Below are 12,413 nucleotides of genomic sequence, written 5' to 3' on the forward strand. Positions count from 1 at the left end.
CATGTTGAAAGCGATCAAGCACGGCCTGGTGATCAGCGCCGTACTGCTCAGTGGCTGCGTCTCCTATTCGGAACACCAACTGCCTGCCGTACAGACCTGGCCGCTCGCCGCGAATACCCCGCTGAAAAAACCCACGGCGTTCGTGCGTACCACCTCGATGTATCAGGTCAACGGCGGCCAGCCCAATGCTGCGGGTGGCGCGCCGGCGGCCCTGGCTGACGCTGCCGTCGCCGACACCCTGCGCCAGTCCGGGCGGTTTGCCCAGGTCAGCACCGACAAGGTCGCCTCGGATCTGTATGTCGAAGCCACGCTGTACAACAACGAGCAGTACAACGTCGCCTCGGCGATCATTACCGGGGCGACGTTCTTTATCATCCCGTCCACGGCCAAGAACGTGTTTACCCTCGATACCGTGTTCAAGGACAAGGATGGCAAGGAGCTGGGGCGCATCCGCAAGACCGAGTCGGTGCGCACCTGGATGCAGCTACTGTTGATCGTCGGCCTGCCGTTCCAGCAGGATACCCGCGAAGTGGTGCAAGCCTTGGCCCGCAGTACGCTGGACGAAGCCGTGCAGCGGCATTTGCTGTAAGTCGGCCAACCTGCGGCTTCAATTACCCGGGGCCGCAGGGGTATTCGACATCCGCGCCCAATCGTCAGGGTCTAGATTGCCCAACAGTTTGACCTTGCCGTTGGTGCCGATGGTCAGGAACAACGCGCTGGCGTATTCGGCCTCCCGAGCATGGGGCAAGCCCAGCCGTGCATCGACGCGGCGGATACATCCGCTGTGGGTCACCAGCAGCATGTTGCGGCCCGCCACCTTGTGCGCCTTGATATCAGCAGTCATGTTGACGTCACAGCGCACTACCCAATCCCTCTCCGTGATCGCCTGATGAAAGAGCGCCTGCGCCGTCTGCGTGGTGCGCGGCAAGGGGCTGGTGAAGATATCGGCATCGTGCACGCCGAGGTTGGCAAGCTGCACGCCGACGCGCTCGGCGACATCGTTGCCGATCCAGGTGATGCCGTCGGCCGAGCCCATGCACGGATGGGTGGAATAATCGCAGCGCTCGCCGTGGCGGATCAGCACGATGACGTTGCCGGCCTTCCAGCGCGCCAGCAGATCAGCGCGTACCGCCGGGCTCGCGGTGCTCAGATTGAGCGGTGATAACGGCCACATCCGATAGAGCGTCACGCCCCCGGCCACCATTGCCAGCCCCAGGATGAAAATCGCCCGTGTGATCCAGACGCTGGTGATCCACTGAGACTTGTTCGCTACTGCCAATGTGGGGAGGATTGCCAAGGCGCCGATCTCGCAAAAGTGATAGAGGCAAACTGGGGTGATTTCCATCCATGGCAACGCCGTCGAAAACGACGAGGGCTAGCAGATTGATGCGCGAATATGGGGTAGGAGTGTATGGGGGACGGTGAACACCGTGTCAGAAATCCGCGAGGGCGACAGGTGCCGTTCAGGAAGATAAAACCGAAGCGTCGCGGCATGCTTCGGTGGCAATGCAGTTGGGTGATATGGGCACCAGCGTGATCGGTATCACCCGGTAGATGTGCTCGAGAAGTGGCTGCCGGACGCGCTGAACCTGCGTTGATTAAAGCGTTTTCTCAGCAATCTCGATCAGATTCAGATCCGGATCACGCACATACACCGAACGAATCGGGCCAGTGGCCCCCGTGCGAGGAACAGGGCCTTCGAGGATCGGCCAGTTGTGCTCGTTCAACCGCTTGATTACCTGTTCCAGCGCGATGCTGGCGATAAAGCACAGGTCCAGAGCGCCCGGCACTGGTAGATGCGCCTTGGGATCGATCTCGTGGCCGCGCACGTGGACGTTGATCTTCTGCTCGCCAAAGTGGAACGCCAAGCGACCCTGACCAAAGGATTCGGCGCGCATGCCGAGGATGCGGGTGTAGAAATCCTTGCAGGCTTCGACGTTGATGGTGGTCAGTACCAGATGGTCAAGATGGTCGATCATGAGGTGTGCCTTTTTGGTGAATGACGGGTCCCATGATTCTAAGGCTGTTTGATATGACAGGGCCAAATGCTATGCATCCCACTACCCCGGATGGCCGTTACTTTGTAGTCAAGGATCAACTCTGGCGGTGCACCAACCCGGCATTGGATGAAGCTGAGCGCCAGCGTCTGGTCCAGGAGTTGATGACGGCTCGACGCGCGGTGAAGGCCGCGAAAGCGTCGGGGCTTGCCGTCGACATGCAAGCTGCTCGCGCGCTCGTGCAGAAGGCCAAGGTGGCGCTGGGTGAACGAGGCCCGGTGTGGTGGCAGGACGGCAGCCCAGACTTCAACCGGTATCAGGTCCACAACACGCCTTATGCGCAATGGTACCGGTCCTTGCGCGCCGGTGGTTGAATCGGTGGCTTCTGGTCCGTCTCAGTCCGGAAACTCATCCAGCACCTTGCCGCCGTTTTCGGCACGTTTTTTCAAGACGGCGCATTGCTGCCGGATACGCATCTGAGCAGAGTCATCCCTGGAGCCGCAATAGTGCAGTTCATCGCCCCGTGCCTTACGGGCTGTAAGACTACTGTCGATATCGAGCAGCTTGCGCAGGTCGACGATAGAGATGTGGCAATTAAGATTCGCGCTGCGGTTGGCGCTAAGAAGGATGTGTCCCCGGCAGGAATCGAACCTGCATCTGAGCCTTAGGAGGGCCCCGTTCTATCCGTTGAACTACAAGGACGCAAAGCGAAGGACGCAAAGCGCTGACAGGTCGAGCATGGCGCACGACGCGACGGACGGCGTGCATGGTACCGGCGAACGATCACTTTGTCATGCGCCTCGCGTCTTTTTTGCTTGTAGGAGATCTCCTACACACCGTCCGTTACACCCCATTTATTTCGAGGCTCGACAGCGCTTGGGCACGGCCCCTTCAGGGTCATCATGCAAATTGCAATGCAATCCATCGTGCATATTGCAGAATGCAGGCCGCAGCACTCTCAGAATTTTCATAAGTTACTGATTTTCAAGGATAAAAAAGACATCAAAGGCTTGGCACGAAGCATGCTCTGTATAAGTTCAATAAAAGTCTTCAGACCACCTTGCCGCCAAGGAGATCGCTCCCCATGAACACAGCCCTCTACATTCTCAACGCCCTGGCGGTAGTCGCACTGGTGTCCTTTCAAGTGCATGCGCACTCGAACGCTCAGGACCCGGCGCTGATCAATGTGCAGACCGAGCAACTGGTGGCGCATCCGGTAGCGCAATGGGCGGTGATGAATGCTCGGCAGGGTCAGGCGGCGTTTCTGGCCTCGGATCGCTCGGCGATCGACAGCAACGAACAACCAGTGCCAGCGCATAGCCCCGAACGCTTCACCTTCTGATCGAGGAAAGACATCATGTCCAAATCTGCCCTGCTGCTGTTGCTAGCGGCACTTGCCAGCTTCAGCGCTGCCATGCTCCTGCCGCTGACCGCAAGCGCAGCGAGTCAGGCAATGGGGGCCGCGACGGTGCTGTTTGCGGTGCTATTTCTGTTGGCGCTGATCAAGGGCCGGCGAATCAAGTTCGATCCCCTGCTGCGCTGATCCCGTGGCGACTCAGGAGCGCCATCAAATCCGCGACCGCCTGCTCCAGAGTGCCTGAATTATCCAGAACCTGCGCAGCCCCGCGCCCCTGCCATTGCTGCGCCTGAGTGCGTAGTCGATCGTTACGCTGCAGCCGCCGCTCGATTTCCTCAAGGCTCTCCCGCCCCCGCAGCAGTAGACGCTGGCGCAACACATCGCTGCTGACACTGACAAGTACAGGGAGAAGGTCGGGATACCGGCGCTGAGCTTCTGGCAGATAATCTCGCGAACCGTTGATCAAGACGTGACGCCCCTGAGCCAGCCAGAGATTTATGTCTTCAGGGATACCATAATCGTGGCCATTTGCCCGCCAATTCATGGCAAAATCCCCGGCATGCTGCATGGCGGCAAAGCGCTCGTCACTGACGCCTAGCGCCTGTTCGCCGATGGACTCTGCTGAACGAGTAATCACCCGACGTACGACATCGACGGGGATGGTCGCCAAGCGGCCCCTGGCCGCATCGATCACGCTGTCCTTGCCGGCGCCGGAGGGTCCCATCAAGTAAATCAGTCTAGCTTGCATTTCGTCTGCCTCTTGGGGCCAATCGTAGCAAATAGTCTAAATGCCACTATGCTTACTGAAGGGGTGTTATCCAAGGTTGCGCAGTCGCGCTGTGGTCTGGACCACCCCGCAACGGCTATGTAGTGCTGGTGGATGAGCGGTAACGGTATGCAGTTTCAAAACCAGTGCACATTTTTTACAAATGGTACTGGCATAACGCCGTTATTCAGGTCAATATTTGTCACAGAATTGGCGCCAAGGAAATGGCGACCTTGAGGCACGGTTGAGGCATGATAGCCGCCTCTTAAACAATTCGGGTTGAACAATTAGTCTAAAAGGCTGTCGTAACCCCAGCTTGCGGCTAATTTTTCGAGAACCGCTCCCCTGAACTAAATCGGTCAACTATATGCGCCCAATGAAACAGGCTATTTACTCAAGCCGCACCGCTGACAAATTCGTCGTTCGCTTACCCGACGGAATGCGCGAGCGCATTGCTGAAGTAGCTCGTAATCACCACCGCAGCATGAACTCGGAAATCATTGCACGTCTCGAGCAAAGCCTCATTCAGGAAGGCGCCTTGGGCGATGAGTTGAGCATGCGCCTGGACAGCCCCGAGCTGTCGCTGCACGAGCGCGAACTGCTTCAGCGATTCCGTCAACTCTCCCACCGTCAACAGAATGCATTGGTTGCGCTGATTGCGCACGACGCCGAGATGTCTGCCGACGCGGACTGATTCGACCGCCACAAAAAAGCCAGCTTGAATGCTGGCTTTTTTGTGGGCGCTAGAATTGCCGTGGCGAGGGGTTACATCAGGAACAAGGTCGCCAGGCCCAGGAAGATGAAGAACCCCCCACTGTCGGTGACCGCGGTGATCATCACACTCGAGCCCATGGCCGGGTCACGTCCGAACTTTTCCAGCCCCATCGGAATGACCACGCCCATGGTCGCCGCCAACAGCAGATTGAGGGTCATGGCAGCGGTCATCACCACTCCGAGCGACCAGCTGCCGTAAAGCAGGTAGGCGACCACACCGATCACTCCCCCCCAGATAATGCCGTTGCACAACGAGACCGTGACTTCCTTGCGCAGTAACCGCTTGGTGCTGGCGGGAGTGATCTGGTCCAGCGCCATGGCCCGCACGATCATGGTGATCGTCTGGTTGCCGGAGTTGCCGCCGATACCGGCAACGATCGGCATCAATGCCGCCAAGGCCACGAGTTTCTCGATCGAGCCTTCGAACAAGCCGATGACCCGCGAGGCGATGAACGCGGTAACCAGATTGACGGCCAACCACGACCAACGGTTGCGCAGCGAACGCCAGACCGATGCGAAGATATCTTCCTCTTCGCGCAGACCGGCCATGTTGAGCATTTCGCTCTCGCCCTCTTCACGGATCACGTCGACCATTTCGTCGATGGTCAATCGACCGATAAGGCGACCACCCTTATCCACCACCGGCGCGGAAATCAAATCGTAGCGCTCGAAGGCCTGGGCGGCACTATAGGATTCGTCGTCCGGATGGAAGCTGACCGGGTCGCTGGCCATGACGTCGACCACCTGCTTGTCAGGATCGTTGACGAGCAAACGCTTGATTGGCAACACGCCTTTGAGCACGCCTTCCTGATCGACCACAAAGAGCTTGTCGGTATGGCCCGGCAGCTCCTTGAGTCGACGCAGGTAACGCAGTACCACTTCGAGGCTGACGTCTTCACGGATGGTGACCATCTCGAAGTCCATCAGTGCGCCGACTTGATCCTCGTCATAGCTCAACGCCGAACGCACGCGTTCACGCTGTTGGGCGTCGAGGGTTTCCATCAATTCGTGAACGACGTCGCGCGGCAGTTCAGGTGCGAGATCAGCGAGTTCGTCGGGGTCCATCTCACGGGCTGCGGCGAGAATCTCGTGATCGTCCATATCGGCGATCAGGGTCTCCCGAACGGAGTCGGACACTTCCAACAGAATGTCGCCGTCGCGCTCGACCTTGACCAGCTGCCAGATCTCCAAGCGATCTTCCAGGGGCAAGGCTTCGAGGATATAAGCAACGTCGGCGGAGTGCAGGTCATCGAGTTTGCGTTGCAGCTCGACGATGTTCTGGCGATGTACGAGATCTTTTACCAGCTCCTGATGCGCGCCTTCCTGGCGGTGCGTCAGGTCTTCAACCACACGCTGGCGATGCAGAAGCTCGGTCACTTGAGCGAGGCGATCCTGCAGGCTTTCCTGTGATTTTTTTGCTTCGTATTCGGTCATAGGCATACTCCACTCCCAGCAGTGGAGCACGCCAGGAGATCAATCAGTCGTTTCGTGATTGTGATAACGCTTTAGTAAGTAACTACTGGGTAAGTCCATGGAGGTAGTCCACAAGCCCCGGCGGGGCTGACGGGCGCAATGATACACACCTTGTAAAATTTTGAGAGCAAAAAAATCAGGCCATAACAATTGGTTGCAATATAAATCTCGGCGTCCGGTGAACAGCGCCATCCGGCGAAGCATCCGGTAAAGAACTGACCGCGCCAGGGGACTGACGTTTCACTAGGCTGTAAGTGGTACCCGATCAAGGAGGATCGTCGCCGTGCCCTCACCTACCTGCCTGGCTCTCGCGTTGTCTGCCTGTATCGCCCTTTCCAGCTTGCCGCTCAGCGCTTCAGCGCAGTGGGTACAACACTGCCAGGGTCCCGATGGCGAAATCACCTACACAGCGTCCAACTGCCCTGCCGGGCATGCCCTGATGGCGCAGCAGCCACCGAGGCGCAGCACCACTGCCCAGCCGCCGCGCACCCCGGTGAAGAGCTTCACACCCAAGGTAGCGCGCACTCCGAGCAAAGCTGACGACAGCGGAGCACGTCGCATTCAACCCCATGTGCCAACGGATAAGACAATCGAGAAAAAACCAGCGGCGAAAAAGGAAGAGGCGAAAACCAAGCGTAAGAAGGCGCCGCAGAAATATCTGCCCAATCGCTAACCCTGTAGCGAGAGCGGTGACCTGGGGATAAAAACCCAAACGTCAGACGGCAAAAAGCCCGCTTAAAAAGCGGGCTTTCTGTTTTATGGTGCACTCGACAGGATTCGAACCTGTGACCGCTCGGTTCGTAGCCGAGTACTCTATCCAGCTGAGCTACGAGTGCAGGTGGCGCTTGGTAGACCAGATCACCTCTGGTTGAAGCAGAAGCTGGTTCGACATCCTGATAACAGGACTGAAACAACCTCTTAAATGGTGCACTCGACAGGATTCGAACCTGTGACCGCTCGGTTCGTAGCCGAGTACTCTATCCAGCTGAGCTACGAGTGCATTTGTTGCCGCGCATTATAGGCCGTCAAATCTGTGTGTCAATCGCTTTTTTCTAGTAATTTCAACAACTTACCGATAAAGCCAGATTACAACGTACTACGCAAATAATGGCGGAGAACGGGGGATTCGAACCCCCGACACCCTTTTGAGGTGTACTCCCTTAGCAGGGGAGCGCCTTCGGCCACTCGGCCAGCTCTCCGCAACACGGGGCGTATATTAACCAGCTTTCTTCCGCTTTGCAAACATAAAAATCGATAAAAATTAAAGACTTGGTTCCGGGTCCTTCTCGTTCTGGATTCGTCGGTAGATTTCCTCGCGATGAACCGAGACTTCCTTGGGCGCATTGACGCCAATTCGCACCTGATTGCCCTTGACGCCGAGCACGGTCACAGTGATTTCTCCATCCCCGACTACCAGCGTTTCTGCACACCGACGGGTCAGAATCAGCATACCTTTCTCCTCACATCACATTCACGAACGACAGATAGACGAAGGGCGCGGTCAGACCGCGCCCTTGGACACTTCGAGGCTTACTCGCCCTGGCGGGGAGCATCCAGCTCGAAAGCGGTGTGCAAGGCGCGCACAGCCAGCTCCAGGTACTTCTCTTCGATCACCACCGACACCTTGATCTCCGACGTCGAGATCATCTGGATGTTGATGTTGTCCTTGGCCAGGGCTTCGAACATGCGGCTGGCCACACCGGCGTGGGAGCGCATGCCGACGCCGACGATCGAGACCTTGGCGATCTTGGTATCGCCCACCACCTTGCGTGCAGCGAGCTCCACAGCGGTGTTTTCCAGCACCTGCAGCGCCGCCTGGTAATCGTTGCGGTGCACGGTGAAGGTGAAGTCGGTGGTGTTATCGTGCGCGACATTCTGCACGATCATATCGACTTCGATATTGGCGCCGCTGATCGGCCCGAGAATCTTGAAGGCCACGCCGGGGGTGTCTGGCACGCCACGGATGGTCAGCTTGGCTTCATCGCGATTGAAAGCGATGCCGGAAATGATCGGCTGCTCCATGGTTTCCTCTTCATCAATGGTAATGAGGGTACCCGGACCCTCCTTGAAGCTGTGCAGAACGCGCAGCGGAACGTTGTACTTGCCAGCGAACTCTACGGCCCGGATCTGCAGGACCTTGGAGCCCAGGCTGGCCATCTCGAGCATTTCCTCGAAGGTGATCTTGTCCAGGCGCTGAGCCTGGGACACCACGCGTGGATCGGTGGTGTAGACCCCGTCGACGTCAGTGTAGATCTGGCATTCGTCCGCCTTGAGCGCTGCCGCCAGGGCCACGCCGGTAGTGTCCGAACCGCCCCGCCCGAGGGTGGTGATGTTGCCGTGCTCGTCGACGCCCTGGAAACCGGCGACCACAACCACGCGACCTTCCTTGAGGTCGTTGCGGATCTTCTGATCGTCGATCTGCAGGATGCGCGCCTTGCTGTGCGCGCTGTCGGTGAGGATGCGCACCTGTGCGCCGGTATAGGATACCGCCGGCACGCCACGCTTGATCAGCGCCATGGCCAGCAAGGCGATGGTCACCTGCTCGCCGGTGGAGATGATCACGTCGAGTTCGCGGGTCACCGGCTGATCACTGATCTGTTTGGCCAGATCGATCAGGCGGTTGGTTTCGCCGCTCATTGCCGACAGCACGATCACCAAATCATTGCCCGCTTCGCGGAATTTCTTGACCTTGTCGGCCACCTGTTCGATGCGCTCGATCGAGCCCACCGAGGTGCCGCCAAATTTTTGTACGATCAAAGCCATTTCAAGCCGCCTCAAGCCCGTGAAGGGCGCCCATTAAACATTCAAATGCGCTAAAGCCAAAGCCTGTTGATTGGCAACAGGCTCCGTTGCCGTGACTCAGAGACCTTGCTCGACGAATGGAACGGTCAGCGCCAGCGCACCGTCCAGTGCCGCTGCATCCACACCACCGCCCTGAGCCATGTCCGGACGACCACCGCCCTTGCCGCCCACCGCTGCTGCGGCCTGCTTCATCAAGTCGCCGGCCTTGAGCCTGGCGGTGAGCTCCTTGGTCACGCCGGCCACCAGCACGACCTTGTCGTCGTGCACGCCACCGAGCAGGATCACACCTTGACCGAGCTTGTTCTTCAGTTGGTCGACCAGCGCGAGCAGCGCCTTGCCGTCCTGGCCGTCGACGCGCGCGGCGAGGACCTTGACGCCCTTGACCTCGACCGCCGAACCCGACAGGTCATCGCCCGCCGCACTGGCCGCCTTGGCCTGCAATTGCTCGAGTTGTTTCTCCAGCAATCGGTTGCGTTCGAGCACCGCCGAGAGCTTGTCGATCAGGTTGTCGCGGCTGCCCTTGACCAGCTGCGCGACTTCCTTGAGCTGCTCTTCACCGGCATTCAGGTAGGCGAGAGCACCAGCGCCGGTGACCGCTTCGATACGGCGTACGCCAGAAGCCACGCCGCCTTCGCTGATGATCTTGAACAGGCCGATATCGCCGGTGCGCTTGGCGTGGATACCGCCGCACAGCTCGACGGAGAAATCGCCGCCCATGGTCAGCACGCGCACGGTGTCGCCGTATTTCTCGCCAAACAGCGCCATGGCGCCCTTCTTCCTGGCGCTTTCGATGTCCATCTCTTCAGTGGCCACCGGGGTGTTCTTGCGGATCTGCTCGTTGACGATGTCTTCCAGCGCTTTGATCTGCTCCGGCTTGATCGACTCGAAATGGCTGAAGTCGAAACGCAGGCGCACGCTGTCGACCAGCGAGCCTTTCTGTTGCACATGATCGCCCAGCACCAGGCGCAGCGCGGCATGCAGCAAGTGCGTGGCGGAGTGGTTGAGCGATGTAGCCTGCTGCACGGTGGCATCGACAGTGGCCGTGAAGCTCTGGCCGACCTTGAGGGCGCCCAGCACCACAATACCGTGGTGCAGGAATGCGCCGCCGGTCTTGGTGGTGTCACGCACGTCGAAACGCCCAGCATTGCTCTGCAGGTAGCCGCGGTCACCGACCTGGCCGCCGGATTCAGCGTAGAACGGCGTGGTATCGAGAATCACCACGCCCTCCTCGCCTTCGGCCAACTGCTGGACCGCCACGCCTTCTTTATAGAGAGCAACGACCTTGGCTTCTTCGCTGTGGGTGGCGTAGCCGTTGAACAGGGTCGGGGTGTCTACCTTCACCAGGCTGTTGTAGTCCATGCCGAAGGCGCTGGCGGAACGGGCACGCTCGCGCTGGGCCTGCATCTCGCGTTCGAAACCGGCTTCATCGAGGGTCAGGTTGCGCTCGCGGGCGATGTCGCCGGTGAGGTCCATCGGAAAACCGTAGGTGTCGTACAGTTTGAACACCACGTCGCCCGGTACCACCGAGCCCTTGAGGTTGGCCAGGTCCACTTCGAGGATCTTCAGGCCCTGCTCCAGCGTCTTGGCGAACTGCTCTTCTTCGGCTTTGAGCACGCGCTCGATGTGCGCTTGCTGGGCCTTGAGCTCGGGGAAGGCTTCGCCCATCTCGGCGACCAGGGCCGCGACGATCTGATAGAAGAAGCTGCCGTTGGCGCCCAGCTTGTTACCGTGGCGGCAGGCGCGACGGATGATGCGGCGCAGCACGTAGCCACGGCCTTCGTTGGACGGCAGCACGCCGTCGGCGATCAGGAAACCGCACGAGCGGATGTGGTCGGCCACCACTTTGAGCGAGGCCTGGCCTTCGTTGCTGCAACCGATGGCCTTGGCCGCGGCGTCCAGCAGGCTCTTGAACAGGTCGATCTCGTAGTTCGAGTTGACGTGCTGCAGTACCGCACTGACACGCTCCAGGCCCATGCCGGTGTCGACCGAAGGAGCCGGCAGCGGGTGCAGGACGCCATCGGCGGTGCGGTTGAACTGCATGAACACGTTATTCCAGATTTCGATGTAACGGTCGCCGTCTTCTTCAGGCGAACCGGGTGGGCCGCCCCAGATGTCGGCGCCGTGATCGAAGAAGATCTCGGTGCACGGGCCACACGGGCCGGTATCGCCCATGGTCCAGAAGTTGTCCGAGGCGTACGGCGCGCCCTTGTTGTCGCCGATACGGACCATGCGCTCGGCGGGTACGCCGATTTCCTTGGTCCAGATGTCGTACGCCTCGTCGTCGCTGGCGTAGACAGTCACCCAGAGTTTGTCCTGGGGCAGCTTGAGCACGCCGGTCAGGAAGGTCCAGGCATAGGTAATGGCATCGCGCTTGAAATAGTCACCGAAGCTGAAGTTGCCCAGCATTTCGAAGAACGTATGGTGGCGAGCGGTGTAACCGACGTTTTCCAGGTCGTTGTGCTTGCCGCCCGCGCGCACGCACTTCTGGCTGGTGACGGCGCGGGTGTAGGCACGTTTTTCCTGGCCCAGGAAGCAATCCTTGAATTGGTTCATGCCTGCGTTGGTGAACAGCAGGGTCGGGTCGTTGCCCGGAATCAGGGAGCTGGAGGCGACTCGGGTATGGCCTTGTTCTTCGAAAAAACGAAGGAAGGCTTCACGGATTTCTGCGCTTTTCATTAGGTTCTTCCACGGAGACGGCAGCCACAGGCGTCATCGACATTGCGACGGCAAAGGGCCGCATTATATAGGCCCTGAGGCCGCGGTACAGTGTGTTTGTACTATTCGGACCATCAAATCTACCAGATGACGCCCAAGGTTCTGTAGCGAGGGGGCTTGCCGTCAATTCGACAGATCAGTCACATGGGTGTAGCTGATAGGCCTGTCGGGGGCAAGCCTCCTCGCTGCAGGGGCCGCATGGTTCGTGGCTTATGCATTTTCGAGCAGCGTGCCGATAAAAATGATTAGCTGGCGAACGATGCACTTCTCAAAAAAGTGTGTTAAAAAATCTCCGCCGTCAATCGATGACGGCAACGTTCTCAGGGCGGGGTGCGATTCCCCACCGGCGGTAATGACGCGCAACGCGTCTAGCCCGCGAGCGCTTGGCGGCCCCCGTGGCGGTCAAGGTCAGCAGACCCGGTGTGATTCCGGGGCCGACGGTCATAGTCCGGATGAAGAGAGAACGGGATGGGCAACCGGGTCGACCACGCGCATATTTTGCCTTGGCTGGCCTGCCACGAAATCCCCT

14 protein-coding genes, 4 tRNA genes and 1 riboswitch are annotated in these 12,413 nt (G+C 59.1%); of the genes, 6 read left to right on the top strand and 12 right to left on the bottom strand.

The window, feature by feature from the left end; all coding sequences use genetic code 11:
* The first annotated feature begins 1 nt into the window (after position 1).
* Positions 2-589 (top strand): hypothetical protein, encoded by a 588-nt coding sequence (locus tag REH34_RS06350; protein ID WP_226505814.1) that lies wholly within the window; start codon positions 2-4, stop codon positions 587-589.
* Positions 590-607: 18 nt separating this feature from the next.
* Here REH34_RS06350 and REH34_RS06355 read toward each other — a convergent pair whose 3' ends face one another.
* Together REH34_RS06355 and REH34_RS06360 are read right to left on the bottom strand one after the other, a co-directional pair.
* Positions 608-1,345: a histidine phosphatase family protein gene (locus tag REH34_RS06355; RefSeq protein ID WP_311971127.1), complete on the bottom strand. Its 738-nt coding sequence runs from the start codon at positions 1,343-1,345 to the stop codon at positions 608-610.
* Between the two features lie 253 nt (positions 1,346-1,598).
* Positions 1,599-1,979 carry a VOC family protein gene (locus tag REH34_RS06360; RefSeq protein WP_311971128.1) on the bottom strand — a complete coding sequence of 127 codons (381 nt, stop codon included), beginning with the start codon at positions 1,977-1,979 and terminating at the stop codon, positions 1,599-1,601.
* Between the two features lie 71 nt (positions 1,980-2,050).
* On the opposite strand from REH34_RS06360, the gene REH34_RS06365 reads away from it, so the two are divergent.
* Complete coding sequence (locus tag REH34_RS06365; protein ID WP_311971129.1) at positions 2,051-2,371, top strand: hypothetical protein; 321 nt, start codon at positions 2,051-2,053, stop codon at positions 2,369-2,371.
* Positions 2,372-2,392: 21 nt separating this feature from the next.
* On the opposite strand, the gene REH34_RS30145 is transcribed toward REH34_RS06365, so the two are convergent.
* Both REH34_RS30145 and REH34_RS06370 read right to left on the bottom strand, forming a co-directional pair.
* Positions 2,393-2,626, bottom strand: a complete 234-nt coding sequence (locus REH34_RS30145; RefSeq protein WP_409373315.1) for a DUF3597 family protein — start codon at positions 2,624-2,626, stop codon at positions 2,393-2,395.
* Position 2,627: 1 nt separating this feature from the next.
* Positions 2,628-2,699, bottom strand: a tRNA-Arg gene (locus REH34_RS06370).
* A gap of 382 nt (positions 2,700-3,081) precedes the next feature.
* Here REH34_RS06370 and REH34_RS06375 point away from each other — a divergent pair.
* Together REH34_RS06375 and REH34_RS06380 are read left to right on the top strand one after the other, a co-directional pair.
* The gene (locus tag REH34_RS06375; RefSeq protein ID WP_226505818.1) at positions 3,082-3,339 is read left to right on the top strand and encodes a hypothetical protein; all 258 of its coding nucleotides are present in this window, start codon (positions 3,082-3,084) and stop codon (positions 3,337-3,339) included.
* A 15-nt stretch (positions 3,340-3,354) separates the two neighbouring features.
* Positions 3,355-3,540 carry a PA3371 family protein gene (locus tag REH34_RS06380; RefSeq protein ID WP_311971130.1) on the top strand — a complete coding sequence of 62 codons (186 nt, stop codon included), beginning with the start codon at positions 3,355-3,357 and terminating at the stop codon, positions 3,538-3,540.
* Here REH34_RS06380 and phnN read toward each other — a convergent pair.
* Positions 3,515-4,102 carry a phosphonate metabolism protein/1,5-bisphosphokinase (PRPP-forming) PhnN gene (gene phnN, locus REH34_RS06385; protein ID WP_311971131.1) on the bottom strand — a complete coding sequence of 196 codons (588 nt, stop codon included), beginning with the start codon at positions 4,100-4,102 and terminating at the stop codon, positions 3,515-3,517. The two genes, REH34_RS06380 and phnN, sit on opposite strands and share 26 nt — an antisense overlap.
* Before the next feature lie 385 nt (positions 4,103-4,487).
* Here phnN and REH34_RS06390 point away from each other — a divergent pair, with 385 nt between their 5' ends.
* Positions 4,488-4,814, top strand: a complete 327-nt coding sequence (locus tag REH34_RS06390) for an Arc family DNA-binding protein (protein WP_226505821.1) — start codon at positions 4,488-4,490, stop codon at positions 4,812-4,814.
* Between the two features lie 71 nt (positions 4,815-4,885).
* On the opposite strand, the gene mgtE is transcribed toward REH34_RS06390, so the two are convergent.
* Positions 4,886-6,328, bottom strand: coding sequence for a magnesium transporter (mgtE, locus tag REH34_RS06395; RefSeq protein WP_311971132.1), 1,443 nt, complete (start codon positions 6,326-6,328; stop codon positions 4,886-4,888).
* Positions 6,329-6,806: 478 nt separating this feature from the next.
* Here mgtE and REH34_RS06400 point away from each other — a divergent pair, with 478 nt between their 5' ends.
* Positions 6,807-7,040, top strand: a complete 234-nt coding sequence (locus REH34_RS06400) for a hypothetical protein (RefSeq protein WP_311971133.1) — start codon at positions 6,807-6,809, stop codon at positions 7,038-7,040.
* Between the two features lie 86 nt (positions 7,041-7,126).
* On the opposite strand, the gene REH34_RS06405 is transcribed toward REH34_RS06400, so the two are convergent.
* The 6 genes from REH34_RS06405 to alaS form a co-directional block, all read right to left on the bottom strand.
* A tRNA-Arg gene (locus REH34_RS06405) sits at positions 7,127-7,203 on the bottom strand.
* An 87-nt stretch (positions 7,204-7,290) separates the two neighbouring features.
* Positions 7,291-7,367: transfer RNA gene (locus REH34_RS06410), tRNA-Arg, on the bottom strand.
* A 108-nt stretch (positions 7,368-7,475) separates the two neighbouring features.
* Positions 7,476-7,566 (bottom strand) — tRNA-Ser (locus tag REH34_RS06415).
* Between the two features lie 62 nt (positions 7,567-7,628).
* Complete coding sequence (gene csrA / locus REH34_RS06420) at positions 7,629-7,817, bottom strand: carbon storage regulator CsrA (protein ID WP_226505824.1); 189 nt, start codon at positions 7,815-7,817, stop codon at positions 7,629-7,631.
* An 80-nt stretch (positions 7,818-7,897) separates the two neighbouring features.
* A complete protein-coding gene (locus REH34_RS06425; RefSeq protein ID WP_226505825.1) occupies positions 7,898-9,130 on the bottom strand; it encodes an aspartate kinase in 1,233 nt (410 codons plus the stop codon).
* A 96-nt stretch (positions 9,131-9,226) separates the two neighbouring features.
* Positions 9,227-11,845: an alanine--tRNA ligase gene (alaS, locus tag REH34_RS06430; protein ID WP_226505826.1), complete on the bottom strand. Its 2,619-nt coding sequence runs from the start codon at positions 11,843-11,845 to the stop codon at positions 9,227-9,229.
* 351 nt (positions 11,846-12,196) lie between these two features.
* A riboswitch (FMN riboswitch) is annotated at positions 12,197-12,353 on the top strand.
* The last annotated feature ends 60 nt before the right edge of the window (positions 12,354-12,413 follow it).

The sequence above is a fragment of the Pseudomonas baltica genome (assembly GCF_031880315.1).
Classification (GTDB): Bacteria; Pseudomonadota; Gammaproteobacteria; order Pseudomonadales; family Pseudomonadaceae; genus Aquipseudomonas.